This is a genomic window from Brevibacillus sp. SAFN-007a, from assembly GCF_051967035.1.
Taxonomy (GTDB): Bacteria; Bacillota; Bacilli; order Brevibacillales; family Brevibacillaceae; genus Brevibacillus.
In genome coordinates this window covers 108,893-135,370 of record NZ_JBQCKK010000008.1, presented here as the reverse complement: position 1 = coordinate 135,370, position 26,478 = coordinate 108,893, and the positions used below count along the sequence as shown (strand labels likewise).

19 protein-coding genes are annotated in these 26,478 nt (G+C 54.6%); 16 read left to right on the top strand and 3 right to left on the bottom strand.

Annotated features, from left to right (window positions below; all coding sequences use genetic code 11):
- Window positions 1–42: 42 nt before the first annotated feature.
- The 3 genes from ACTHO6_RS11645 to ACTHO6_RS11635 all read left to right on the top strand — a co-directional run bounded on the left by ACTHO6_RS11645 (window position 43) and on the right by ACTHO6_RS11635 (window position 3,636).
- Entirely contained in the window at window positions 43–1,356 is a 1,314-nt protein-coding gene (locus ACTHO6_RS11645; RefSeq protein ID WP_440241717.1) for an extracellular solute-binding protein, read from the top strand.
- Window positions 1,357–1,484: 128 nt separating this feature from the next.
- On the top strand, window positions 1,485–2,795 hold the full coding sequence (locus ACTHO6_RS11640) for an ABC transporter permease subunit (protein WP_440241716.1): 1,311 nt from the start codon (window positions 1,485–1,487) through the stop codon (window positions 2,793–2,795).
- 13 nt (window positions 2,796–2,808) lie between these two features.
- Window positions 2,809–3,636: a carbohydrate ABC transporter permease gene (locus tag ACTHO6_RS11635; RefSeq protein WP_440241715.1), complete on the top strand. Its 828-nt coding sequence runs from the start codon at window positions 2,809–2,811 to the stop codon at window positions 3,634–3,636.
- A 156-nt stretch (window positions 3,637–3,792) separates the two neighbouring features.
- On the opposite strand, the gene ACTHO6_RS11630 is transcribed toward ACTHO6_RS11635, so the two are convergent.
- Entirely contained in the window at window positions 3,793–4,725 is a 933-nt protein-coding gene (locus ACTHO6_RS11630; protein ID WP_440241714.1) for an aldo/keto reductase, read from the bottom strand.
- A gap of 59 nt (window positions 4,726–4,784) precedes the next feature.
- A complete protein-coding gene (locus ACTHO6_RS11625; RefSeq protein WP_440241713.1) occupies window positions 4,785–6,194 on the bottom strand; it encodes a sigma-54 interaction domain-containing protein in 1,410 nt (469 codons plus the stop codon).
- Window positions 6,195–6,382: 188 nt separating this feature from the next.
- Between ACTHO6_RS11625 and pdhA the strand changes: the two genes are divergently transcribed.
- The 10 genes from pdhA to ACTHO6_RS11575 all read left to right on the top strand — a co-directional run bounded on the left by pdhA (window position 6,383) and on the right by ACTHO6_RS11575 (window position 19,318).
- Complete coding sequence (gene pdhA, locus ACTHO6_RS11620) at window positions 6,383–7,450, top strand: pyruvate dehydrogenase (acetyl-transferring) E1 component subunit alpha (RefSeq protein ID WP_440241712.1); 1,068 nt, start codon at window positions 6,383–6,385, stop codon at window positions 7,448–7,450.
- Window positions 7,447–8,430 (top strand): alpha-ketoacid dehydrogenase subunit beta, encoded by a 984-nt coding sequence (locus tag ACTHO6_RS11615; RefSeq protein WP_440241711.1) that lies wholly within the window; start codon window positions 7,447–7,449, stop codon window positions 8,428–8,430. The genes pdhA and ACTHO6_RS11615 overlap by 4 nt, the downstream gene beginning before the upstream one ends.
- An 18-nt stretch (window positions 8,431–8,448) precedes the next feature.
- Entirely contained in the window at window positions 8,449–9,801 is a 1,353-nt protein-coding gene (locus ACTHO6_RS11610) for a dihydrolipoamide acetyltransferase family protein (protein ID WP_440241710.1), read from the top strand.
- Window positions 9,802–11,229, top strand: a complete 1,428-nt coding sequence (gene lpdA / locus ACTHO6_RS11605) for a dihydrolipoyl dehydrogenase (RefSeq protein ID WP_440241708.1) — start codon at window positions 9,802–9,804, stop codon at window positions 11,227–11,229.
- A gap of 138 nt (window positions 11,230–11,367) precedes the next feature.
- On the top strand, window positions 11,368–12,789 hold the full coding sequence (locus ACTHO6_RS11600) for an FMN-binding glutamate synthase family protein (RefSeq protein ID WP_440241707.1): 1,422 nt from the start codon (window positions 11,368–11,370) through the stop codon (window positions 12,787–12,789).
- 113 nt (window positions 12,790–12,902) lie between these two features.
- A complete protein-coding gene (locus ACTHO6_RS11595; RefSeq protein WP_440241706.1) occupies window positions 12,903–13,193 on the top strand; it encodes a hypothetical protein in 291 nt (96 codons plus the stop codon).
- Between the two features lie 92 nt (window positions 13,194–13,285).
- Window positions 13,286–14,941, top strand: a complete 1,656-nt coding sequence (locus ACTHO6_RS11590; protein WP_440241705.1) for an AAA family ATPase — start codon at window positions 13,286–13,288, stop codon at window positions 14,939–14,941.
- Between the two features lie 402 nt (window positions 14,942–15,343).
- The gene (locus ACTHO6_RS11585; RefSeq protein WP_440241729.1) at window positions 15,344–15,628 is read left to right on the top strand and encodes a hypothetical protein; all 285 of its coding nucleotides are present in this window, start codon (window positions 15,344–15,346) and stop codon (window positions 15,626–15,628) included.
- A gap of 338 nt (window positions 15,629–15,966) precedes the next feature.
- Entirely contained in the window at window positions 15,967–16,779 is an 813-nt protein-coding gene (locus ACTHO6_RS11580; RefSeq protein WP_440241704.1) for a transglutaminase domain-containing protein, read from the top strand.
- Between the two features lie 115 nt (window positions 16,780–16,894).
- Window positions 16,895–19,318: an nSTAND1 domain-containing NTPase gene (locus ACTHO6_RS11575; RefSeq protein ID WP_440241703.1), complete on the top strand. Its 2,424-nt coding sequence runs from the start codon at window positions 16,895–16,897 to the stop codon at window positions 19,316–19,318.
- A gap of 109 nt (window positions 19,319–19,427) precedes the next feature.
- Here ACTHO6_RS11575 and ACTHO6_RS11570 read toward each other — a convergent pair whose 3' ends face one another.
- The gene (locus tag ACTHO6_RS11570; protein ID WP_440241702.1) at window positions 19,428–19,727 is read right to left on the bottom strand and encodes a 4'-phosphopantetheinyl transferase superfamily protein; all 300 of its coding nucleotides are present in this window, start codon (window positions 19,725–19,727) and stop codon (window positions 19,428–19,430) included.
- A gap of 356 nt (window positions 19,728–20,083) precedes the next feature.
- On the opposite strand from ACTHO6_RS11570, the gene ACTHO6_RS11565 reads away from it, so the two are divergent.
- From ACTHO6_RS11565 to ACTHO6_RS11555, 3 genes are all read left to right on the top strand, one after another.
- The gene (locus ACTHO6_RS11565; RefSeq protein WP_440241701.1) at window positions 20,084–21,676 is read left to right on the top strand and encodes an alpha/beta hydrolase; all 1,593 of its coding nucleotides are present in this window, start codon (window positions 20,084–20,086) and stop codon (window positions 21,674–21,676) included.
- Between the two features lie 221 nt (window positions 21,677–21,897).
- A complete protein-coding gene (locus ACTHO6_RS11560) occupies window positions 21,898–24,162 on the top strand; it encodes an ATP-binding cassette domain-containing protein (RefSeq protein WP_440241700.1) in 2,265 nt (754 codons plus the stop codon).
- A 356-nt stretch (window positions 24,163–24,518) separates the two neighbouring features.
- A complete protein-coding gene (locus ACTHO6_RS11555; RefSeq protein ID WP_440241699.1) occupies window positions 24,519–25,724 on the top strand; it encodes an MFS transporter in 1,206 nt (401 codons plus the stop codon).
- Window positions 25,725–26,478: the final 754 nt, after the last annotated feature.

The window sequence follows — 26,478 nt, the reverse complement described above, 5'->3', positions numbered from 1 at the left end:
CAGGCAAAATAGATGAACGATAAACATAGGGGGTTGAATGGCATGAAAGTGATGAAACGGCTTACTTCCATCGGACTTACCTTGTCGGTTGCACTCTCCTTGGCAGCATGCTCGTCGGTTCCAGAACAATCCGCGCCGACAACGAATGCACCTCAAACCGATCCCGCGTCACCTGCCGCCGAAAAGGTCAAGCTCGTCTACGCGCGGGGCAAAGATTCTACGGAATCCACGAAAAAGCTTGTGGAAGCGTTTCAAAGCGCTCATCCCAACATCGAGGTAGAAATTCGCGAAATGCCATCGGACACCGGACAAAGCCACGACCAGTACGTCACCATGTTCAGTGCGCAATCCTCAGAAATCGACGTGTTTGACTTGGATGTCATCTGGCCCGCTGAATTTGCCCAGGCCGGCTATTTGCTCCCGCTGGACCGCCTGATCGAGCAGGATGGCATCGACACCAGCAAATACATCAAAGGGGCGATGGATGCCGGCAACTTTGGCGGCCAGCAATGGACCATGCCGAAATTCATTGATGCCGGGCTTTTGTTTTACCGAAAGGACCTGGTCAAAGAGCCGCCCAAAACATGGGATGACCTGATCGCGCAGGCGAAAGCTACGAAAGGGCAAGGCGGCACGAAATTCGGCTACCTGATGCAAGCGAAGCAGTACGAGGGACTGGTGTGCAACTTCGTCGAGTTCATTTCCTCCTACGGCGGAAAAATCCTGGATGAACAGGGCAACGTGGCAATCAACAATCCGGCGACCATCAAAGGCTTGAACAAAATGATCGAGGTCGTGCAATCGGACTTCGTGCCGAGCAACATCACCACCTTCATGGAGACCGAATCGCATACGGCTTTCCTGGAGGGACAATCGGCCTTTATCCGCAACTGGCCGTACCAGTTCGCGCTCGCGCAGGATCAAGCCCAATCGAAAATCGTCGACAAAGTGGCCATCGCTCCGCTGCCGGCAGGAGATGCAGGGTCAGCTGCGGCACTCGGCGGCTGGATGGGCGGCATCAACAAGTTCACCAAACATCCGAAAGAAGCGTGGGAATTCCTGAAGTTCATGACAGGAGCCGAGGGACAGAAAATTTCGGCGGTACACGGCGGTCTCGCTCCGACGCTGCTGCCTGTGTATGAAGATGCCGAGGTGCAGAAGGCAAGCCCGCTGTTTGCGAACAAAGACTTCGTAGAGGGCGTGAGCGCCGCTGTCTCCCGTCCTACCACACCGATTTATCCGAAAATTTCTGAAGTCATTCAGATCGAGGTATCGAAGGCACTCGCCGGGCAGCAATCCGCCGAGCAGGCCGTGAAAAACATGGAAACGAAAATGAATGAGCTGATGAAAAAATAACGCACGGCACGCTGTAAACAACCACGGGTCCGCATCGCTTCCGGGGAGGCAGGAGCGTCTTCTCCGGGAGCGAATGGCTCCCGCATGGTTTCTCGGGGTTTCCAATCAGGAAAGAAGGTGGTGAACGGATGAATCGACAAAACAAAAGCTCCTTTTCGGAAAAACAGATGGGCTATTTGCTGATTTTTCCTGCACTGCTGATTATCCTTGTCATCGCGATTTGGCCTGTCATGCGATCGTTTTGGATCAGTCTGCACGACATCCGGTTGAATGACCCGACGAAAACGGAGGTCCATTCTTCGTATGGACTGGACATGGAGCGCTATGTCAGCACGCTGCCCAATTTGCTCCGCTATGTAAAAAAAGAGGCCGAGTCTGCCGAAGGGGCAACGAAGGAACAGCTGGAGGCCATTCGGCAGCAGATCGAGCAAATGAATGCTGCCCTCAACCAGACAGGCGAGATCGCGAGCCGCGTCCAAGCCATCGATCAGCTATTGCTGGAATTCAAGCCCGTTCCCGTCGAACTCAAGTATGTGACGTTGACAAGTGAGCAGACAGATGCAATCCGGACAAGCTTGGCGCAAGCGGAGGCGACCCTTCGGGAGCTGGCCGCGCAACAGCAGCTGTCGAACCCCGCGGGGGCCGTCGGCGTTATGGCGGGGATCCAATCTGCGATCATCGAACCGAACTACGTCGGCTTCGCCTATTACCAGAAGTTTTTGACTGACAGCCGCATGTGGATGGCGCTCTATAACACATTCTTTTTTACGGTCATTTCCGTAGCCATCGAACTCGTGCTCGGCATGGGCATTGCGCTGCTGATTAATCGGCCGTTTCGCGGACGTGGCCTTGTTCGCGCCACTGTCCTGATCCCGTGGGCCATCCCGACGGTGATCTCCGCCATGATGTGGAAATTTCTCTACGACGGGCAAAACGGGATTGTCGCCCACCTGTTCGAGGTGACGGGCCTTGTTTCCGACATGGGCATGCTGCTCTCGACGAAGGCAGGGGCCATGTTCTCCGTCATCCTGGCAGACGTCTGGAAAACGACTCCGTTCATGGCTTTGCTGATCTTCGCGGGCTTGCAGACGATCCCGCAAAGCTTGTACGAAGCCGCTTCTGTAGATGGGGCCAGCCGCTTCCAGCAATTTTTCCGCATCACGCTGCCCATGCTCAAGTCGACGATTCTCGTGGCGCTCCTGTTCCGCACGCTGGATGCCTTCCGCGTGTTCGACCTCATCTACGCCCTGACGGGTGGGGGACCTGCCAACTCCACGGAGACCATTTCCATCTACGCCTACAAAACGATGTTTGCGCAGATGAGCTTTGGCGAAGGCTCTGCGCTCGCTGTGATTGTCTTCTTGTGCGTCGCCTTGATCTCCATTGGCTACGTCAAAATTTTGGGAGCAGACCTCTTGGGTGAGGGCAACGGAAGATAAGGAGGAAACGTGCATGCAAAAAAGTGCAGGGCCCTTGTTCTACATCGGATTACTGCTTTTTGTCTTCGTCGTCATGTTCCCGTTTTTGTGGATTCTGCTCGCTGCCCTGAAACCGCCCAGTGAGTTGTTCGGAGAGAGGGCGTTTCAGTTTATCATTGAAAATCCGACCCTCGACAACTTCATCCGGGTCTTCACCGAGCGGCCTTTCGCCAGATATTTGTGGAACTCCACTGTGGTAGCGACGTTGACGACGCTGTATTCGATTACCATCGCGTCCTTCGCCGCATACGCGATCGCCTGGCTGTCCTTTCGCGGGAAAACGCTGATTCTCGGGGTGGTTCTGGCCGTCTCGATGTTCCCGCAGATTGCCACGATTTCGCCGATTTTCATGTTCATGCAATCCATGGGCCTGACGAACAGCTACCTGGGACTGATTATCCCGTATACGACGTTCGCGCTGCCGCTGGCCATCTGGAATTTGACGATCTTCTTCCGCAAAATTCCGAGCGACCTGGGAGAAGCAGCCAAAGTGGACGGAGCGAGTATTTGGCAGACGATGACGAAAGTGTTTTTCCCGCTGGCGATGCCAGGAGTGTTTACGACGGCCATTCTCGTCTTTATCGCCGCCTGGAACGAGTTTTTGTTCGCCCTCACGCTGAATACCCAGGAAGCGATGAAGACAGTCCCGGTCGGGATCGTCATGTTTCAGGGGATGTTCACGATTCCGTGGGGGGAAATATCGGCTGCGTCCATCATCGTGACGGTTCCGCTCGTGGTGATGGTGCTGATTTTCCAGCGGCGGATCATCTCCGGATTGACGTCCGGTGCGGTCAAAGAGTAAGAGGAGAGACATCGGCTTGCTCACACGAAAATAGCGGTAGCCTCCGACGCGTGCAGCGTCTGGGGCTATCGTTGTTTTTCAGGCGATCGCCAGGCACCCAACCGTTGCTCATCAAAAAAACACCCTGATCGGGTGCTTTTTTTTCGGGACCGACGGCTAGGGGATACGGTTGCCAGCCGCTTTGTAGAGACGGTACCACTCTTCCCGGGTCAAAGTCAGGTCCGCTCCTTTGCACGCGTCCCTGAGCCTTTGCACATTGGTCGTACCGAGCACGACTTGAATGTGGGCCGGATGACGGGTAATCCACGCGACTGCGATCGCGGTGTTTGGGACCTCGTATTTTTCCGCGAGGCTGTCTATCACCTTGTTCAGCTCAGGGAAATGGATCAGGTCGCCGAGAAACGAGCCGTTGAACTCGCCGCTTTGAAAAGGCGACCACGCTTGCAGCGTCATGTCGTGCAAGCGGCAGTATTCCAGAACGCTGCTGTCGCGGTTGAGCGATTGGTCGTTTTTCATGTTCAGGGAGATGCCGGAATCGATCAAAGGCGTATGCACGATGCTGAACTGAATCTGGTTGACGACGAGTTTTTGCGGTATGTACTTTTGCAACAGCGCAATTTGGGCCGGGTTGTGGTTGGAAACCCCGAAATAGTTGACCTTGCCCTGGGCTTGCAACTGGAGAAAAGCTTCCGCGACTTCCTCCGGCTCCATCAACGGATCGGGGCGATGGAGGAGAAGAATATCCAAATATTCCGTTTTCAACCGCTTTAAAATCCCGTCGACCGAGGCGAGAATATGCTCCTTGGAAAAATCGTAGTAGTTTTCCTTGGCGCGAATGCCGCATTTGCTCTGCAAAATCATTTTCTCGCGAATGGTCGGATTCATCTGGATGGCTTCGGCAAACAGTTCTTCACAGCGCCCTTGCCCATATATATCGGCATGGTCGAACAGATTGATTCCTTCTTCCAACGCCGTGCGGATCAACGTTTCCGCCTCTGCCACCGAAAGCTGGGTCAGGCGCATCGTGCCCATAATCATGTTGGAAGCTTGCAGCTTTGTGTTTTTGATCGGATAAACCTTCACATCCATTCCCCCATCCTTTTTTTGCTCTTCTATCCTTTCGGCAAGCGCTCGGCTTGTCCCTACCGCTATTTGATCCCGAGCCCGCGTTTTTTTCGCACTAGTGTGGAAATATTGACTCCCAGCTTATCGGCGCATTCCTGCATCGTGCTCGTCTCTTGCAAAACCCGCTGGATGTACTCCCGTTCAAATCTTTCGACGGCTTCCTTGAGCGGGAGCGGTTGCTCCATCTTGGCAAGATGCAGCGGGAGCGAGCTTGGCTGCGAGCTGCGGATCGAGGCAGGAAGCTGGTCGCGCGTGATGCGGCCATGTTCGCACATATGGTAGGAGCGCTCCACCACGTTTTTCAGCTCGCGGACGTTTCCCGGCCAGTCGTAGTGGACGAGCGCTTCGAGCGCATCGGCTTCGAGCCGCATTTCCTGCTGATATTTCCACTCCAGCTTTTTCAAATAGTAGAAAATGAGAGCCGGAATATCCTCCCGGCGTTCCCGCAGAGGGGGAATGGTCACCGACAAGACGTTCAGTCGGTAGTACAAATCCTGGCGAAACCGTTTTTGCTCCACCATTGCTTCCAGGTCGCTGTTGGTAGCTGCGATGATGCGCATGTTTACCTGGCGCGATGTTTTTCCCCCCAAGCGCCTGATTGTTCCGTCCTGCAAAACGTTCAGGAGCTTGACCTGCAAAGGAAACGGCAAATCTCCGACTTCATCGAGGAAAATCGTGCCGCTGTGCGCCAACTCAAACAGCCCTTCCTTCGCCTGACTGGCTCCGGTGAACGCGCCTTTTTCGTAGCCGAACAGCTCCGACTCCAGCAAATGGTCGGGGATCGCCCCGCAGTTGATCTTGACCAGTTCGCCCGTCCGACCGCTCTGCACATGGATGTGATGGGCCAAAACGTCCTTGCCGACGCCGGACTCGCCAAGCAGCAGAATGGGCGAATCGTTGGTGGCAAAGCGATTGGCCAAAGAAACGATTCGGTGCATCAGGCTGCTTCGGTAAATGATCGGACCGCCTGCGTCGATGTCGTTTTGGATCTGCTCCAGTGCACGCTGGAAGGAAGAGTTGATCTGGCGCGTTTCCTCCAGCTCCTGCTGCAGCTTGTTCAGCTCGGTGATATCGCGGACATTGCCGACGACAAACAGCAGCTCTCCGCTGGCGTCCAAGAGAGGCGTCGCGGTATTGATCGCGGTTCGCCCATTGGCGTAATGGATCACGACGCTGTGCGTTTGCTTGGTCGCAATGGCTCTGGCAGCAGAGGAATCCGGAACCATGTGCCTTTCTTTTTGTTCGATATAACTGAAGTTGTTCAGGATGTCGGCGGAGATTCCGGTAATGTTCAAGTAGGCGTCGTTGTACAGAAGCACATAGCCGTTGCGGTCGCATATGGCGAGGCCGTCGTGGGAGGTTTTGAAAATAGTCAGAATCAGCTGGACGAGTTCTGTATGATCGCTTCCTTGAAAAAACTTGGTCTGGTACATGGCGTTCCTCCTAGGGCAATGCTGGTTGCTTGTATACGAAATAATCAGAATTGAGCATCCATGTGCAAAAATGCATATGCAAAAACAGTCATCTACAGCATTCGACATCTTGGAATCGCTTTCAATCGTTTGGCACGCAACTTGCTGTTAGACAATGGTGAACGATGGAGAAAGCGAGGGATGTTTTCATGTCTTCATTATATCAGGTATTGACTCCAACGGGAGAGCTGACCGAGACCATCGAAGGGCGACTGGATGAATCCGTGATGATAAACATGTATGAACATATGGTACGCGTGCGCTTGTTTGACCGCAAATCGATCCATTTGCAGCGTCAGGGCCGCATGGGGACGTACGCTCCTTTCGAAGGCCAGGAGGCTTCGCAGGTCGGAAGCGCAATGGCGCTCACGCCCGGAGATTGGCTGTTCCCCACTTACCGCGATCACGCTGCGGCGATTGTGCATGGGCAGTCCATGGCACGCGTGTTTTTGTACTGGATGGGCCATATGGAGGGCAGCATCAGTCCGAAAGGCTTGAACATCATGCCGCCATGCGTGCCGATTGCCACGCAGATGGTTCATGCGGTGGGCACGGCGTGGGCGAGCAAGCTGCAAAACCAGCGGCATGTCAGCCTGGCCTACCTGGGCGATGGGGCGACGTCGGAGGGAGACTTCCATGAGGCGCTCAACTTTGCAGGCGTATTCCAGACGCCGACGATTTTCTTCTGTCAAAACAACGGCTTTGCGATCAGCGTGCCGTTTTCCCGACAATCGGCTTCGGAAACGATTGCCCAGCGCGCGGCGGCCTATGACATTCCCGGAGTGCGCGTCGACGGCAACGATGTTTTCGCCGTCTGGCTGACGATGAAAGAAGCGGTGGAACGGGCGTTAGACGGGCAAGGCCCGACCTTGATCGAAGCGGTGACCTACCGCTATGGCGCCCATACGACCGCAGACGATCCGAAAAAGTACCGCGATCAGGAAAAACTGGCGGAGGAGTGGAGACGCGAGCGCGATCCGATCCAGCGACTCCGCACGTTCCTCGACCGTCGCGGACTGTGGAACGATGACAAGGAAGCGGAGCTGATCGCCCGGGCAAACGAAGAGATTGATGCCGCGCTGGCGGAAGCGGAGAGCTATCCGAAATCCCGCCCGGAAGATATGTTCAAGCATGTGTATGCAGAGCCTACCTGGATGGCAGTGGAGCAAGAGGACGAGCTTCTAAAGTCCGCAAAGAAAGAGGGGATTCCGGTATGACTCGGAAGCTGACAATGATTCAAGCCATTACGGAAGCCATGGAGCAAAAGCTGGCGGAAGATCCGCGCGTCATGCTGCTCGGTGAGGATATCGGCGTGAACGGAGGGGTTTTTCGCGCGACCGAAGACCTGATTCACAAATACGGGGCAAATCGCGTCGTGGATACGCCGCTGGCCGAGGCGGGCATCATCGGAGCGTCCATCGGGCTTGCCATGAACGGGCTGATTCCCGTCGTCGAAATCCAGTTTCTGGCCTTTATTTATCCCGGCTTTGAGCAGATCGTTTCCCACGCGGCGCGCATGCGTTATCGGACCCGCGGCCAGTACCACGTCCCGATGGTGATTCGCACGCCCTACGGCGCAGGCATTCGCGGGCCGGAGCTGCACTCCGAGAGCGTCGAGACGTTCTTTGCCCACGTGCCAGGGCTGAAGGTAGTGGCGCCGAGCACGCCCTATGATGCAAAAGGCTTGCTGATCGCTGCCATCGAAGATCCGGACCCGGTCCTTTTTTTGGAGCCGACCAAGCTGTATCGGGCCTTTAAAGAAGAAGTTCCCGAGGAGATGTATCGCGTGCCGATCGGAAAAGCAAAAGTGGTGCGCGAGGGGACAGATCTCTCGATTTTTGCCTGGGGCGCCATGCTGCGCGTAGCCGAGGAAGCGGCGAAGCAGATAGAGCGTGAGCAGGGAGCAAGCTGTGAGGTCGTGGACTTGCGGACGATCTATCCGCTCGATCGCGATACGATTGTGCAGTCGATCAAAAAGACCGGGCGCGCTGTCGTCGTCCACGAGGCGCACAAGACGGCCGGAATGGGAGCGGAAATCATCTCGATCATCAACGATGAGGCACTGATTTATTTGAAGGCTCCCGTGAAACGGATTACGGGCTTTGACGTGCCTGTTCCGCAGTTCAGCATCGAGGACGATTATTTGCCGACGCCAGCGCGCGTCGTGAGCGGCATAGCGGAAACGCTGACGTTTTAGCGTAAAGGAGCGAGGGACATGGTGGAGGTTAAACTTCCGGATGTGGGAGAAGGCATGCATGAAGGGGAAATCCTGAAGGTGCTGGTTCGCCCGGGCGAAGCTGTCGTCCAGGACCAGCCTGTCATCGAAGTACAGACGGACAAAGTCAATGCAGAGCTGTCCGCTCCGGCAACCGGAATCGTCCAGGAGGTTCGGATTGCGGAGGGCGATACGGTCGAGGTGGGAACCGTGCTGCTGGTGATTGACACGGGAGCGGCGGCAACCGGAGAAGACAAGGCCGCCAAACCGGAGTTCGCACCGGAGCCGGAAGCGCCAGCAGCGAAACCGCTCCCTGTCGGCACAGCGGGTCAGGGACGCCGTGCTTTGGCTACACCGTACGTGCGTCAACTGGCGAGAGAAATGAAAATCGATATCGAGCGGGTGAGCGGGACAGGGCCAGCCGGACGTGTCACGGAAGAAGATTTGCGCCAGTTTGCCAGTGCCGGGCAACATCGCGCGCAACAAGAAGTATCCGCGACGACTTTTGCCGCTGCTCCCGTGACAAAACCGACGGAATCTGTTCGTCCAGTGGCGCCAGCAGCCGCAAGCGAGACGCAAGCGAAATCGCTGCAACCCGTGGCGGGCTCCCAATCGGCGGCTGTGTGGGAGAGCGGACAGGAACGGGAAAATCTCATCGAGCGTCTGCCGCTCAGAGGCATCCGCAAAAAAATCGCCGAGCACATGGTCAAATCCGTAACCGTAATCCCGCACGTCACTTCCGTCGACGAGCTGGAGATGGATCAGCTTCTGGCGCTGCGGGAGCGGTTGAAGCCACATGCCGAGAAGAAGCAGGTCAAGCTGACGTTTTTGCCGTTTTTCGTCAAGGCGCTGGTGATTGCCTTGAAGGAATACCCGGTGATGAACGCCTCGATTGACGACGCTACCAACGAAATTTTGCTGAAGCGCTTTTATCATATCGGGATAGCAACCGATACGCCGGACGGGTTGATCGTGCCCGTCATCAAAAACGCCGACCGCAAATCGATTTTTCAGTTGGCTGCAGAAATCAGGGAACTGGCTGAGCTGGCTCGCGAAGGCAAGCTGATGCTTGAGCAAATTACAGGCGGGACATTTACGATCAGCAACGTGGGACCGGTCGGCGGACTGCAGGCAACACCGATCATCAACCATCCAGAGGTCGCGATTCTGGCCCTGCACAAACTGGAAAAGCGCTGGGTTGTGCGCGACGATGAAGGCGTCATCCGGCAAATGATGAACCTGTCCTTGTCGTTCGATCATCGCCTGATCGACGGCGTGACAGCTGTGCGCTTTACCAACCGGATCAAGGAGCTGCTCGAAGATCCGAATCTATTGTTTGCGGAGATGGTCTAAATGGTAGTCGGAGAAATTGCAATCGAAACAGACGTAGTCGTCATCGGGGGAGGCCCGGGCGGATATGCCGCTGCCATTCGCCTCGGCCAACTGGGGCAATCGGTCGTTTTGGTGGAAAAAGAAGCGTTGGGCGGCGTGTGTCTCAATCGGGGCTGCATTCCCTCGAAAGCGCTGATTCATGCCGCGGGCGAATACCACAAGCTGGCTGGGCTGGGCAAACTGGGCATCAGGCTGCCGGAGGGAAGCGCTGCGTTTCACATGCGGGACTGGCAGGCGTGGAAAGAGTCCGTCGTCACGCAATTGAGCCAGGGCGTGGAGCAGTTGTGCAAGGCAAACGGCGTGACAGTGGTCAAAGGCTCCGCCACGTTTCTTTCTGCCGACCGGATCGGAGTCGAGACAGGCGGCGATTTCGAGACGTACAAGTTCCGTCAGGCGATCATTGCCACAGGCTCGCGCCCCTTTGTGCCGAAGTTTTTGACCCCGGATCACGAGCGTATTCTCGATTCTACGGACTTGTTGAACCTGCAGGAGCTGCCGAAAACGCTTGCGATCATCGGCGGCGGCTATATCGGGATGGAGCTGGGCATGGCGCTTGCCAAGCTGGGAACACAGGTGACGGTCGTGGAGGCCGCAGCGAGTATTTTGCCGCACACGGCCCCGCATTTGACGCAGGAAGTGCGGAAGCAGGCGAAAAAGCTGGGGATGACGCTCAAAACGGCGACAAAAGTGGAAGAAATGACGCGCACCGCTGACCAGGTGACCCTGGCCGTTCTCACTGAGCCGCACGGACGGGAAGAGATCACAGCAGACCAGGCATTGGTGACGATCGGGCGAGTGCCGAACACGAGCGACATCGGGCTTGGTCAAGCAGGTGTCGCGATCGACGACAGAGGCTACATTCCCGTCAATGCCGAGTGCCGCACCAACCAGCCGCACATTTTTGCGATCGGGGATGTTACGCCAGGGCCTGCCTTGGCGCATCGCGCCTCGAAGCAAGGCATCGTCGCCGCAGAAGTGATCGCGGGCCTGCCAAGCAGCGTGGACTCGCCGTATGTGCCCTACGTCATCTTTACCGACCCGCCGATTGCGGGTGTCGGTCTGACGCGGGAGGAAGCGGAAGAACAGGGCTATCGGGTCAAGGCAGCAGCGTTTCCGTACCGGGCGAACGGCAAGGCGTTGGCGATGGACGAACGGGACGGCTTCGCTGAAGTCATCGTCGACGAAGCTACTCACTTGCTCGTAGGCATGCACGTGGTCGGTGCAGATGCGCCGAATCTCATCGGAGAAGGCGCGCTGGCCCTGGAGCTGGCTGCCCGAGTCGAGGATGTGGCTCTCACCGTCCACCCGCATCCGACCTTGAGCGAAGTGTGGCTGGAAGCGGCGGAAGCCGTCCTCGGGCACGCGATCCATATCGTCAATAAAAAATAAGAGAAAGCCTCCTTGCCCGCGCGATGACACGCGGTGGCGAAAGGAGGCTTTTTTCCTGAGAGCAACCGTATATTTTTTCCTGTAGCAAGCAAACTAAGCGGGAAATGGAACGTTCGGTCGGGGAAAAAAGGAGCGAGCATGATGGCGGATTGGATGACGACTTGGATCGGGGCGAGTATCGGAGCCTTTCTGGCGCTAGTATTGCTTTCGATCATTGCGTTCTTTTTTGCGCGAAGATTCGCAAGCTGGGCGGTTGGCCGCTTCACCACAATCGTAATGAACGATCGCTATCCGGAAAATAGTTGGGAAATGGTCTCGGCGTTGACGCGCGTCTCTCCGTATAAAGTGCTGGAAAACAGCTTGCGCGTTGCGGAAGGCACTACAATTGACAGGCCGTTCGGCAGTCCGCGAAAATTTTTGGATTACGACGGCCTTTTGTTTTCGCCCGCGCAGTTGTCTGTACTCCCCGCTCCTGAGTATGCGGAGGTAGACATGCGTCTGACCATCGGGCCGATGGCCAAAAAGCCTTTGCACCTGGAGATTCCGCTCCTGGCTGGCGCCATCGGGTTTGGCGTTGGCGTGTCCGAAAAAACCAAGATCGCGATTGCGAAGGGGACGGCTGCGGTCGGCACGGTCACGAATACGGGAGAAGGGGGCTTCTTACCGGAAGAAAGAAACAACGCCAAATATTTGATCTATCAATATCACACCGCGACGTGGACGAAGGACCCGGAGATTCTCAAGCAAGCCGATGCCATTGAAATCCGGATGGGACAAGGCGCCAATGCCGGTGCCGCTACCTACATCCCGATGCAGGAGATGCGCGGCAAGGCCAGTCAGCTCATGCAACTGCCCGACCAGGAGTACATCGTCATCCCTTCCCGTCATCAGGAGATCCAAAAGCCGCAGGACCTGCGCAAGCTCGTTGACCAGCTTCGCGAATTGACGGGGGGCGTGCCGATTGGGGTCAAGCTGTGCGCCAGTGGGAAAGTGGAAGCCGATCTGGAAGTGGCGATCCAGGCAGGCGTTGATTTTATCAGCATGGACGGGGGGCAAGGCGGCTATAAGGGCAGTGCGCCGATCCTGCAGGACGACTTTGGCTTGCCGACGATCTATGCGGTGTCGCGAGCGGTCCGCTACTTGCAACAACGCGGAGTCAAGGACAGCATTACGCTGTTGAGCGGAGGCGGATACTATACACCCAGCCATTGCCTGAAAGCGCTGGCCTTGGGCGTGGACGGCGTCTATTTGGGGACGGCGCTGCTATGGGGGATGACGCACGATCAGGTAACGAAGGCCATTCCCTGGGAGCCGCCTACGCAGCTCTTGTTTTATTCCGGGCGTTTTCAACATGAGTTTGACGAGCAGGAAGCGGCCCAGTATTTGGCGCGGTTTTTTTCTGCGTTTATCGATGAAATGCGAATCGCTACTCTCGCCCTGGGAAAAACCTCCGTTCGCCAGGTAGGCGTCGAGGACCTGGTCGCTCTCGACAGCCTGACCAGCCAAGTCACGAACATCCCGCTCGCATACACGCCGCGCCTTCCGCGCAGCCCCTCCTGAAAGCCGGAAACAGCCCCTGATTTCCGTCAAATCGAAGCCGCAAATTTATGGGAGCGCCCCCCTCACCTGGCCGTACCCCAGGCATAGTATGTAGCAAAAGGAGGTGAGGCATCGTGGGCTTTACAGTAGCTGACTGGATGATATACACCATGTGGGCTGTTTTTGGATTCTTGTTGATTGATTTTCTGATCGTCCTGTTCCGTTCCTTCTGGGCAGGCACGTTTCATCCTGCCTTCGTTTTAGGATACTTGAAAGATATTCTTTACTATGTTCTTCCTTTAAACATCATCGTTTCCATGACAGCCATCGACCCTACCGGCTGGATTCTCGTCGTTTGGTACTTCATCGGCGGGCTGGCGGTCATTGCCAAGTATTTGCTGGATATTATCAAAAGGTTTGAATAACCAAATCGGTCGCCTTCCTTGCCGTTTCAACGCTTGCAAGGGGTTCCTTCTGCCTGGTGGCATCAACATTTTCCCGTAAAGGAAGTGGGTCCATGAGGAGATATCAGTGGATCAAGTGGCGTAAAGTCCTCCTCTGGGCAGCAGCCCTCGTCTTTCTTGCCATCTTCCTGTACACAGGGGGACCGACTTATTGGGCAGTCGCATGGGGCATTCTCGGCCTGTTGTTTCAATTGTTGTTTGCGGTGATGTTCATCATCATCCAATTCGTCGCGCTATTCTGGTTTTTGGCGCGTGGCCGAACCTACTGGATTTTGCCGGGGGAAACCGGAGCCACCTGGAACGACTATCGCGGAAACCCGGAAATTGTGGAAAACGCGGAGCGAATCGTTACCTTGCTAAAGGGTGTGAAGGAGTTCAAGGAAATGGGGGGCGAAGCGATTCGGGGGCTGCTTCTGTGCGGTCCGCCGGGTACGGGCAAATCGTATCTGGCGCAAGTCATCGCCAACGAGGCGCAGGTTCCGTTTGCCTACGCTTCCGCTCCAAGCTTTCAGAACATGTTTTTCGGCGTCGGCAACCTGAAGGTCATGGGCTTGTACCGGAAAGCGCGCAAACGCGCCCGCGAATACGGAGCTTGCATCATTTTCATCGACGAGATCGACGCTATCGGGATGCAGCGGCAAGGCGGCATGGGGATGGGCGGGATGATGGGCATGGGCGGCACTGGCCTGTTAAACGAGCTGCTGTTGCAAATGGACCCGCCCAACCTCGACAGCTCCAAAATCGCCAAGCTGCTGCGCTCACTCGGGCTGCGGCGCAAGAAGGCCGAACGTCCGGCGGTGATGACCATTGCCGCGACGAACCTGCCTGACGTGCTCGACAGCGCGCTGTTGCGTCCCGGCCGCTTTGACAGGCAGCTTTGGGTGGACACTCCCGACTACAACGGCCGAATCGATATTTTCCAGTATTACTTGGAAAAGGTCAAGCACGACGAAACGCTTACGCCGGAACGGGCGGCATTGGACACGATCGGCTACAGCCCTGCGCAGATCAAGCATATCGTAAACGAATCCGTCGTCATCGCCCACCAGCGCGGAGGGCAGGGCGCGAGCTACGATGACTTCCGCGTCGCAATGGAAACGTACGAGTGGGGACTGAAGCAGCCGCTCCGTTCGATGAGCGAAGACGAGAAGCGCAACGTCGCCTATCACGAGGCCGGCCACGCCGTTGCCCAATTTTTGCTGAAGCCGCACGAGCGTGTCTGGAAGGTGACGATCATTCGCCGTGGCGGCGCGCTTGGACTCGCCGCAACCAAACCGACGCACGAGCGGTACAATCGCAGCGACAGCGAGATTTTGGCCGCGATTCAGGTCTGCCTGGCTGCACGGGCCGTCGAAGAAGAGTTCCTCGGCAAAAAACTGAACGGGGTCACGTCTGATTTGCAACAGGCGACCGAGCTGGCAGGGGCGTATCTCGGGATGGTCGGAATGGGTGACGAGTTGTTCAGTTGGCTTGCCGCAGGCGCTCGGCAGGAGGCACTCAAAACGCTTCGCCCGAAAATCAATGAGCTGTTGCATGAGCAGATGCGGCAAGTGAAACAGCTGGTGCGCACCTACGCGAATTTTGTGCACGCCATTGCGGAGGAGTTGTTGAAGTGGGGAGACCTGACCGGAGAGGAGATCGAGGAGCTGTACGTGCAGCTTTACGGTGAGCAGCGGCCTGCTGCGACCCAGGGGAAACCGGAGGCGTAACGGTTCACCGCGTGGCTTGACTGATTCCGCTCCCCCTATACAGGAGACTGGCAAGGGCTGGCTTCCTGTATAGGGGTTTTTGGTTTGCGCGTTGTTGTTTCGGGGCAAGTGGATAATCTGCTTACGCTTAACCGCTATACGCATACGTATCATACAGGCAGCTTGTGCAGCACAATCAAAACGTGTTAGCCCGTCAGCAGAAGGAACTTGAAGAGGCAATAACGAAAACCAAATGTGCAAATACCAACTTGACCTATAGGTTTTATTTACTTTAAACTAAGAAGTAGCACGTATTGCTTATTCGCCCAAGCCGATCCGTTCACGGAAAGCTCCCTGCATTTGCTTGGTGCTTGGGCAAGGGAGCCGTCTTTCATGGAGGACAAATGCTTTCGCCAGGGGGGAATGAACGTGGAATATACTTGTCTGACTTGCCAGCAAGTCTTCGCGTCCGAAAAAGAACTCTGCCCGCATCTTCAACAGTTTTTTCGTTCCTCAGAAGGACAAAAAATTTGGCGCATACGGCTTCTCCACCGTTTCGCCTATGAATTTTACAGCGATGCGCAAATGCAGGAGCTTGTGCGCAAGCAACCGTTGATGGTCTCGGAGGTGCTGTGCGTCGACCAGTTTGATACGAGGACGTACACGGGCCTGAACGCTTTGGGGGAGCGCGTTTCCATCCTGGAGTAAACAGCTGCGAGGGGGAGCGGATGAAGCGTTGGGGTACGTCGTGCCTGCCGTCAAGGAAAAAAACATTGCCAATCGCGGTGCAAGTGGAAGCGAGAAAGCCGTTCGTCATCGAAAACGAAGGGCTTTTTTTATTTTGTCCTGGTTCATGAACACTTCGATGAATACGGTTTTGGAGCGTTCGCGCTGCTCCGCGACGAACTGATGGATTTTTAGACAGAGCGGATCGGCAGGTAAAAATTGGCGGGTATAGAATGGAATGGGGAGAGCTGGAGTCAGCACCCGGAACCAAGGGGGCGGATTTCGCAACGAAAGGCCCCAAAGAAGGAGGAGCTCCAAAAATGAAGAACGCCGACCTGCTGCCATTTTATACGAGGCAAACGCCCAACACCGATCCCGGTGAATACGGCGCTCTCTTTCATGCGTTGCCTCAAGGCTTGCCTGAGCTGTGCCGATTAATCAAGTGCCAGTTGATCCACCCCGCACGCATCAAAAAAGAGAGGCATTTGCTGACCGAGTATACGCGTAAGGAAGACGAGAATTTTGACAAGGTCTCCGAAATGCTGGAGGCACTCGTGGAACGCAACGCCGACGGGCTCACTGCTGACCGCCTGCCTAGCGAACGCCTGCTCCTTTCCTGCCGTTTCCATTCGCTTCTGCTGATTTCCATGCTGCGCTCCCGAGGGGTCCCGGCACGCAGCCGGGTCGGCTTTGCCAGCTATCTGTCCGAGAACAACAGGAAATATATCGATCACTGGATTTGCGAAGTGTGGGAAGAAGCAGAACAGCGATGGATCAGGGTCGATCCCGACCAGGAACGCATAGATATTCAGGGCGATGAGTTCCTGGTGGCGGGGGATGCATGGCTGATGGCGCGCGACAAAGAAATCAATCCGCAGCTTTTCGGGGTTAAAAAATCGTGGGGCATGCCCTATATCCGCAACAACTTGTGCTATGACCTGAATGCCGTTCTCGGCAACGAGCTGGGCTACTGGGACTACCCTCCGCTTTGCCAAAAAGAGATGGACAAGCTGAACGGGGAAGAGCTTTCCTTGCTCGATGAGATCGCTCTCTATTTGCAAGACCCCGATGAACATCACGCAAAACTGCAAGCGCTATTTTCCGAGCATGACGTTTTGCAATTCAACCGATAGGGGCGTCGTTCGATCCAACGATCAAACCGGAAGCAGTGGCACAAAGAGGAGAAGAGACCACGCTGTACGTCAAGGAGCAGCGAAACATCGAACAATGGGAAGGAATGGAGAACGCGTGCACATTGAAGTCTACAACGCCAGGCTGCATAATCTGAAAAACATTACCGCGACGATTCCCAAGCATCAGTTTATCGTGGTTACGGGAGTGAGCGGATCGGGGAAATCCAGCTTTATTTTCGACACCTTGCATCATGAGGGACAGCGGATTTATTTGGAAGCGCTGGGGATTGCCCCTGAAGTGCTGCATTACGACTCGTTTGACCTGATTCAAGGGCTGAGTCCCACGATTGCCGTGCAGCAGCGAACCGTCAGCAATTTAAATCCGCGCTCGGTCGTCGGCTCCGTCACCCGCATCCTCAACCTGTTGGCGATCCTTTACGCGCAGCAGGGCCAACGAGCTGGTAAAGAAACCGCCCTGCGCCAACCGGAGGAATGGGTGCCGGGGCTGTTCATGTTCAACTCGCCGCATGGCTCCTGCCCGGCCTGCGGAGGCAGGGGAAGCGTTGTCGAAGTGAACGTCGAGAAGATTTTGCCGCCTGCAAGTGAACCGATTGAACGCTGGCATCAGTTCGCCTACCAATTCCCGCACGCAAAAAAAGAGGAAAAAGAATACGTGTACAAGCGGCTGGACAACTTCACCAGGCATTTTCAGCTGAGCCCGGACACGCCTGTTGCCGAATTGCCGAGAGAGGCGAAGGAAGCGTTTCTCCATTATCGGCCTAAGCGGACGCAGAGCAAGGGCCAGTTGATCTTCTACGGAATCCATGTCGTCCTGGAGGAAAAGCTGAAAAAGATCAACGTACAGTCATTTCCCGAGCTCCAGACGAGGCGGCCGTGCCCCCGTTGCCAAGGGTTTCGGCTTGGAAAAGAGGCGCTCTCGGTCACGATCGCCGACAAGCATATCGGACAGCTTTGCCAAATGAATGCAGGCGAGCTGGCGGCGTTTCTGCGGCAGTATCAATCAGCGCGGCCGCATCCCCCTTTTCTAACCCATTTGCTCGGAGAGATTTTGCGCAAGCTGGATGGTCTCGAAACGGTAGGCTTGTCGTATGTGAGCCTGTATCGCGAAATCCCGACGCTGAGCGGAGGAGAGATCCAGCGACTGCATATCATGTCGCACATATCGGCAAAGGTCGATTCGATTATCTACATTTTTGACGAGCCGACGGCAGGCTTGCACGAGAAGGAAAAAGAAACGATCATCGAAAGCTTTCATCGGTTAAAGCAACAGGGAAATACGGTCATCGTCGTGGAGCATGACGAAAGCGTAATCAAGCATGCCGACTACATCCTGGACTTTGGCCCTTTGGCTGGCCAGCTTGGCGGCTCCCTTGTCTATCAGGGAAGCTATGCCGACTTTCTCCAGTCCCGCGAATCGATCACGGCCCGGTATTTGCGCGAGAAAAAGCATCCACCGAAAGAATACGCCAGCGTGGTGGATGCGTCCGCTCCCAAGCTGTCGATTCAAAAGGCGCGAACCCACAATCTGAAAAACATCGACGTCGACATTCCGCTTTTGGCCATCGTCGGAATCAGCGGGCCGTCTGGCAGCGGCAAAAGCTCTCTCGTCATGGATACGCTCATCCCCAAGCTCCAGTCGGCTTTCCAGGCAAAAGCGGGCAAGCAGAACCGCCTACTACGCCTGCTAGAGGAGGGTGAGGACAGCGATGCTGCCCTGACGCAAGCAGATGCCCAGCTGACCGGAGCTGAAAACATCGATGGCTGCATCGTCGTCACGCAAAAGCTGGCACGCCGCCATGAAAACTCTTGCGTCGCCACATTTTTGGGGGTATGGGACGAGATTCGGCAGCTTTTTGCCGCGACGGAAGAAGCCATCGCGCTCCAGTTTACCCGCAGCTCTTTTTCTTTCAACTCGACAGGCTCGTGCCCGGTTTGCCATGGAAACGGACAGATCAAAAGATGGCTGGGGGAACTGACGTTCCGCGAGCCATGCCCTTCCTGCGACGGCAAGAGATTCAAACAGGAAGTGCTGCAGGTTCGCTACAACGAGCGCACCATCGCCGACGTCCTGGAGATGTCGATTGCCGAAGCTCACGCGTTTTTCCGCGATCACGCCAAAATCTGCAAGATGCTGGGCACAATCGAAGAGCTTGGCATGGGCTATATGCTCATCGGGCAAAGCCTGCCTACCTTGAGCGGGGGAGAAGCCCAGCGCCTGAAATTGGCGCGCGAGCTGGGGAAAAGCAGCAAAGGTCGCTACCTGTACCTGTTGGATGAACCCACTGTCGGCCTCAGCTACTACGACACCGAAAAATTGCTGGTGATACTCGGGAAGCTGATCGCAAGCGGACACTCCGTGCTGCTCATTGAACACGACCCGTACGTGCTCTCCTATTGCGACTATCTGATCGAGCTGGGGCCAGGCGCAGGTCACGAAGGCGGAGAAGTCATCGCCAGAGGAACGCCCGCAGAGATCAAGCAGCAGGCTGGCTCCATGATCGGCCCCTTTTTGACCTGACAGGCACAGCGAACAAGACCAAGAAACCATGCCGGACATTTCCAAACAAAAAGGTTCCATTCCCCGAAGCGGTCGGGGGATGAAACCTTTTTTGTTACCGTGCTGCCCTTCAACGGCGGAGAAAATACCGAACCACCGTCTTGATCGGTACCACTTCCACCGTTTTGCACCAGCGGTCGTTTTGCGCACAAGCGGTCAACGTGTATTCGTCATCCAGAGAGTACGTTTGGAAGTGCCAGTGTCCCTGCTCAAAAACGCGCCATCCCTCGACAGTTCCCTGGCTGACGGTGGAGAAGCTGTCCAGCGGAAGCGAAAGCCCTTTGCCAATCGCTTTCATGTAGCTTTCTTTCGCTGTCCAGACCGCAAAAAATCGCGCGTGTCGGCGTTCGCTGTCTGCTTCTTGCTCCACAAGTTGCTAGCGCTTCGGCGGGCGATCTTCCTGCTTTTTTATCGAAAAAACGGTACGTCTTCCCCGTACACAAGCGGAAAAAATGCGCGATATTTTTTCAAGAAAATCCCTATTTTTTAATCTATTCCCATTTTTCTCTGGTATAATGGTTCTCAGCGTGAGCAATCTAGTGCATTTGGCATGCCGTTCGCCTGGGCCATTTGTCTGTACAGTACGAACCTCCGGATGATCCATCCGACTTCGAGATTGTTCAACATGTCCGGAATCGCAAGGCAAGAAAGAATGGTGACCATCCATCCCTTTTTCTGGCAAAAGGGGGTGGCACACATACATCCCTCTGAAAGGTTGGTGTTCCGATGAAGAATCCAAAAGCTTTGTCCCGCATGCTGGCGGCCGTTACGTTAACGACGGCACTGGCCTGCCCCCCTGTCGCCAGCGCAGCGGCTCCGGCTCCGGTGCTGCATGACGACAATCCGAACGGCCATTTCGGCGACTGGTACACGGGTGCTGTTCCTCCCAACGCCTCCCCTGACAAACCCGTGATTCTCTTTGTGCAAGGCTTGCACTCTACCTACAACACCTGGTACACGACAGACGGATTTTACGAGGCAGCCTATAACGCCGGGTATCGCACCGCTTTTGTCCAATTGCAGGACGCAGATGGTCCGGGCGGAAACATGTGGACGAACGGCGCCAAGCTCGCCGAAGTGATCCGCAAGGTGGCGAATTATTACGGCGTCCCCAAAATCAATATCATTGCCCATTCCAAAGGCGGCATCGATACGCAAACCGCGCTCGTCCACTACGGCGCCTATCCGTATGTAAACGTAGTCCATCAGTTGTCCACCCCGAACAAAGGCTCGGAATTGGCCGATCTGGCTTACAGCAATTGGGCCGGGTGGCTCGCGGATATTCTTGGGCAAAAAGACGATGCCGTGTACTCCCTGCAAACGTCATACATGGCCAATTTCCGTAACCAGACCGACCCCCGCAGCGAAAATCAGTACACGACCACCTACATGTCTGCCGGAACAGGGGACGATGGCTGGTTTAGCGCGACATGGTTTGCCCATTCCGTTCTTCCCGGCGAAGATGACGGCGCTGTCTCCGTCGATTCCGCATTCGGCTTGCCTTACGGGATCAAAAGCTTTACGAAGGACATTTCCCACGGGCAAATCGCGAAAGCTTCGCAAACCTGGGGGCTGGTCGAACCGAAGCTGAAACGAGCATCCGCTGCGCTTCGGGAACAGCCGAACAAAGTAAGCAAAACCAAAACGAAAGCTTCTGCCGCAGAAGAAAGCTCCTTCATTTTGCGCGGCGGCCAAGTGGAGGACAAGGTATCCGAGACGTTTTTCCTGGAGAGCGGCATTGACAAGCTGAACCTTGACACGATGACTTCCTCGAAAGATACGAAGGTAACATTGGTCAGCCCGTCTGGCCAGGTATATGAGGCCGATCTGAGCAAAAAGAGCAGCGCAGAGGACGAACCTGTGATTTTCAGCGATGCCGTTCATCATTTCATAGAAGTGGACGAGCCGGAAGCGGGGGAATGGACGCTTGAGGTAGAGGGCGAAGACGACGCGTTCTTCATGGTCGCTTCGGTGGAAGGCGGCGAGCGGGCCAAGGTAAAAGCAAGCAAAAAAGTATTCCAGCCGGGCGAAAAGGCGAACATTTCCGTCGAGCTGGGCAACAGCGAAGTGGACCCGTCCCTGCTGCAAAAAGCAAATGTGACGCGCTCGCTCAACGGCAAAAAGGCGAGCGTGCTCGACCGGGTGAAGTTTGCCATCAAGGGCGAAGAGCTGACTGGCCAATTTACGGTCCCAACCAAGCCGGGCGTGTACAATCTGTCTTTTGACGTAACCGGCATCAATGAAGACGGCGAGCGCTTTACCCGCTCGATCAACTACAATTTTGCGGTAACCGATGACGATGGTGAGATAGAGAAATAAGCGGCCAACATGGAACGACCCTGAGCACGGGTCGTTTTTTCCTGGATGCTGACAAGCCACACGGGTAGAACGATGCACGGGAGAGGGGAGGGAACAAGCGGTCGCTTCCTTTTCCAGGCTAGAAAACGAACAGATGCAAACGCGAGCGACTCGACTATTCAGGCAAGAATGGTACAATGGGACATACGTCGAAAATAACACAATGGGAAAGGGTGTTAGGCATGAGCGAGTCGCATCAGGAGTATATCGTCATTTCGGGAGCGCGGGAGAACAATCTCAAGAACGTTTCCTTGCGCATTCCCAAGCGGAAGATTACGATTTTCACCGGAGTATCCGGGTCCGGCAAATCTTCCATCGTCTTCGATACAATCGCCGCAGAATCGACGCGCTTGCTGAATGAGAACTTTAGCATGTTCGTGCGCAATTTCCTGCCGCGTTATCCGCAGCCGGACGCGGACGCCATCGAAAACCTGAGCATGGCTGTCATCGTCGATCAGAAGCGGCTCGGCGGCGGTTCACATTCCACCATGGGCACGATTACCGACATTTCTCCCATTCTCCGCCTGCTTTTTTCGCGCGTGGGGCAGCCGTATGTGGGACAAGCGCACCTGTTTTCGTTCAACGATCCGCAAGGCATGTGTCCGGAGTGCAACGGGCTCGGCCGCAAATTAGGCGTTGACATGAGCAAGGCGCTCGATATGTCCAAGTCGTTGAACGAAGGAGCCATCCTGCTGCCGGACTATAAGGTGGACGGGTGGGATTGGACGATGGTCGTGCAGTCAGGCTCGTTTGACCCGGACAAAAAGCTTCGCGATTACACGGAGCAGGAATTGGAACTGCTGCTGTACGGCAAGGCGAGGAAAGTGAAGATGGACTTCGCCGGGAAGCCGACCAATATAACCGTGGAAGGCGTTATCGAGAAGTTCACCAACAAGTACATCAAGCAGGACGTAAAAACGAAGTCGGAACGCACCCAAAAAGCGGTCGCCCCGTACATCATCGAAGGGCCATGCCCTAGCTGCCGCGGCGCAAGGCTCAATCAGGCGGCGCTCAGCTGCCGGATCCATGGACGCAACATTGCCGAAATGTCTGCCATGGAGGTCGGCCAGCTCATCCGCGTCATCCGGGAAATTGACGACCCGGTCGCTGCACCGATTGTCAAGTCGCTGACAGAGCGATTGCAGCATCTGGTGGATATCGGGCTGGACTACTTGACGCTGGATCGGGAGACCGACACGCTGTCCGGCGGCGAGTCTCAGCGCGTCAAGATGGTCAAGCACCTGAGTGGCAGTCTCGTCGATGTCACGTACATTTTCGACGAGCCGAGCGTTGGCTTGCACCCGCGCGATGTCCACCGCTTGAACGGCTTATTGCAAAAGCTGCGCGACAAGGGCAATACGGTGATTGTCGTCGAACACGACCCCGATGTCATCAAGGTGGCCGATCATATCGTCGATGTCGGCCCGCATGCGGGCAGCCGCGGCGGAACCATCGTCTACGAAGGAAGCTTCCAGGGACTGCTCGAATCCGGCACGCTGACAGGCACTCATATGAAGCGGCCGCTCCAGCTCAAGCAGACATGCAGGCAGCCGTCCGGCAAGCTGTCCATCAAGAATGCCACTCTGCACAATCTGCAAAACGTCAGCGTAGACATTCCCACTGGCGTACTGACCGTTGTAACGGGTGTCGCCGGCTCGGGCAAAAGCACGCTCATCAACGAAGTATTCCTTCGCCAGCATCCGGATGCCATCGTCATCGACCAATCGGCGGTCGGCGTGTCGACTCGCTCCAATCCCGCGACCTACACAGGGATGATGGACGATGTGCGCAAGGCGTTTGCTTCCGCGAACAAGGTCAACCAGAGCTTGTTCAGCTTCAACTCCAAAGGGGCCTGCGAGAACTGTCAAGGGCTGGGTGTCGTATATACCGACCTCGCCTTTCTGGAGAGCGTGGAGCTGCCGTGTGAAGTATGCGGCGGTAAGCGGTTCAAGGAAGAGGTACTCGCATACAAGCTGAACGGCAAGTCTATTGCAGACGTGCTGGAGATGACGGTGGAGCAGGCGTTGGAATTTTTCCAGCTGTCCCAGCTCAAAGAGGTTGTGCGCAAGCTCCAGGCGTTGAGCGACGTAGGGCTGACCTACATGACACTCGGCCAGCCGCTCAGCACGCTCTCGGGCGGGGAATGCCAGCGCATCAAGCTGGCGAGCGAGCTGCACAAGAAGGGCAGTATCTACGTGATGGACGAGCCGACAACCGGCCTGCATATGTCAGATATCGGCCACCTTTTGGCGATCATGAACCGCCTCGTAGATGCGGGCAATACCGTAATCGTCATCGAGCACAACCTGGATGTCATCAGCCAGGCAGATTGGATTATCGACATGGGTCCGGACGGAGGGAGCAAAGGCGGCCAAGTGGTATTCGAAGGCACACCGTCGCAGATCATTCATGCGGAGCAGTCGATTACGGGGAAATATTTGCGGTAAGGCAGCCGCGAGACCAAAGCAACTACCGTGGCTCGTTGTCCGTTTCGTGAGGATTTCGTTGTCGATCAGGCCGATCAGGGGGCAACCAATGGCTATCAGCAGACCGAGCAAATGGACTGCGCGGCTGTCTAGCTGAGCGGAGTTCCTCGTCGCGACTACCTCAGGCGGCGGAATGTGCGAGCGGGGGCACAGTTGGGAATGAAGCTTGGTTGATTTTTTGCTGCGAGACAAACAGCAAGGCATAGGTGGTGATCCTGCGCCTTGCTGTTTTGTTTGATTCGTCAAAAGATCACACTGGATAGGAAGATACAAGATTCCGATGTGTCTATGAGATCAAATAGGATAGGAGCGCGGTTATGAGTCTCTCTTTTTATTCTCTCTGGGCAGGGCAATCTCTGGAAAATGTTGCTGGTTCCTTTTACACGATTGCGCTGATTACTCTGGTGTATCATATCACGGGTTCAGCGACATTTGCCGCAAGTATATCCCTGGTTAGAGTAATCGCTAAATTTTTGAGTAGCTTTTTGGTACCTTTGATTTTTGACCGCTATCCATTACAAAGAATTCTGCTTTTTTCTCAGGCTGCGCAAATGATGATTGTAATCGTACTTACTTTGTTGGTTATATTTCACAACAATTCAGGCACCTTGGTAGTTATCTACGTTCTCGTCTTCATGGCTGGATATTTTGACGGTTGGGCGGTCCCGTCACGAAATGCATTGGTTCCACGTCTGGTACAAGAGAACAAGTTGGTGAAGGCTAACAGCTTATTGTCAACCTCTGACCAGTCCTTAGGGCTGTTGGGCTGGACATTAGGCGGGGGGATGGTCGTTTATTTTGGTGAAGAAAATGTGCTGTGGCTAACCGTCGGTCTCTTCTTTTTGTCGACGCTTTCCATAATCTTCATTAAGGATGACTCTAAGAAAGTTGGGAAGCAGCCTCTACGTTGGGATTCGGTAAAAGAAGGTTGGGTGGCTATCTATCGAAATCCCAAACTTCGATTGGTTACGATTATGGACATTATTGAGGGGATCGCTGGAGGGATTTGGATCGGGGCGATTACGCTTGTATTTGTAAAAGAAGTATTACACCGTGGTGAAGAATGGTGGGGTTATATTAACGCCAGCTATTATGTCGGCTCGATTATAGGTGGTCTCGTAATGATGTCAATATCGAAGAAGGTTCAAAATCGCTTAACCACCAGCATGATAATCGGTTCGTTCAGTGTATGTATCCTGATTTTTGCCTATTCCCTGATTGCTATTCCGTTGCTCTCTCTGTTGTTCGTTTTATTAATGGGGCCTTTCTATCAAGTAAGAGATATCGCGCAGAGAACGTATTTTCAGAAGCATACTCAAAATGAATTGCAGCCGAAAGTCTTCTCTGCGCAAAGTTCATTGTACTATGCCGTATTTAGTTTTTCTGTTTTCTTAATGGGAGCGATCACGGATTTACTGGGGGTTCGTATGGTATACATCCTAGCTGGGATTTTGTATTTGATCTCTTCGATCTTAGCTCTATCGAGCAAGGTAAAGGAGCACGAGGTGAAGGCGGAAGCATAGTATTACAATTAGTAATATCTCCAAGCCCCAAAAAGGAACAAAGGCTATCAAGTTGGTAGTCTTTGTTTTCTTTTCAAGCTCAGAAGTGTTATTGGCTTTCAGAGGCAGAGAACTCGCTACTCAAGAATTGGTTCCATATCCTTGAATGAGCTGGCCAAACGTCAAGATGGAGGAGGAGTTGTGGCTGCTTGTACCGGGTATTGAGAGAGTAGGAGTATACGTTCGTTATTCGGTATTAAAAGAAACCTTTGAAAAATACCTCAAGCGTTGCGTTAACGTAGTTCAAAATACAAAAAAATATTCTAACAAAATGTGATGAAAATTCTGTCCATAATCCGCCGATTGGATTAGCGCTTGGACAAGAAAGAACAATCTGTACATCAGTTCATGACATCAGTTCATGAAAATAGCATTTCATGAACTGATGTCAAAACCAGTACATACATTGTTTATAACCCTGTTCCGGACTGTCTAATAAGTCATATTGTGTGGGGACTATTGTCTTATCTGGATAACAGATATTACTCTGACAATACAAATTGCTTCATTCACGCAACAAAACCAAGTGGAATAGCAGACATCATCTACTAATCAGCTCCGCTAATGAAGTAATGTTTATGTCAACGGTCATCATAAAAACGATTGGAGCAATGTTTCTGTTAAAGTCAAAAATGGAGTAATGTTTACGTCAACAGACAATTAACATCTACTGATACTGACACCCAAGCATTTTCAAATCGCTTTATAAGTTTAC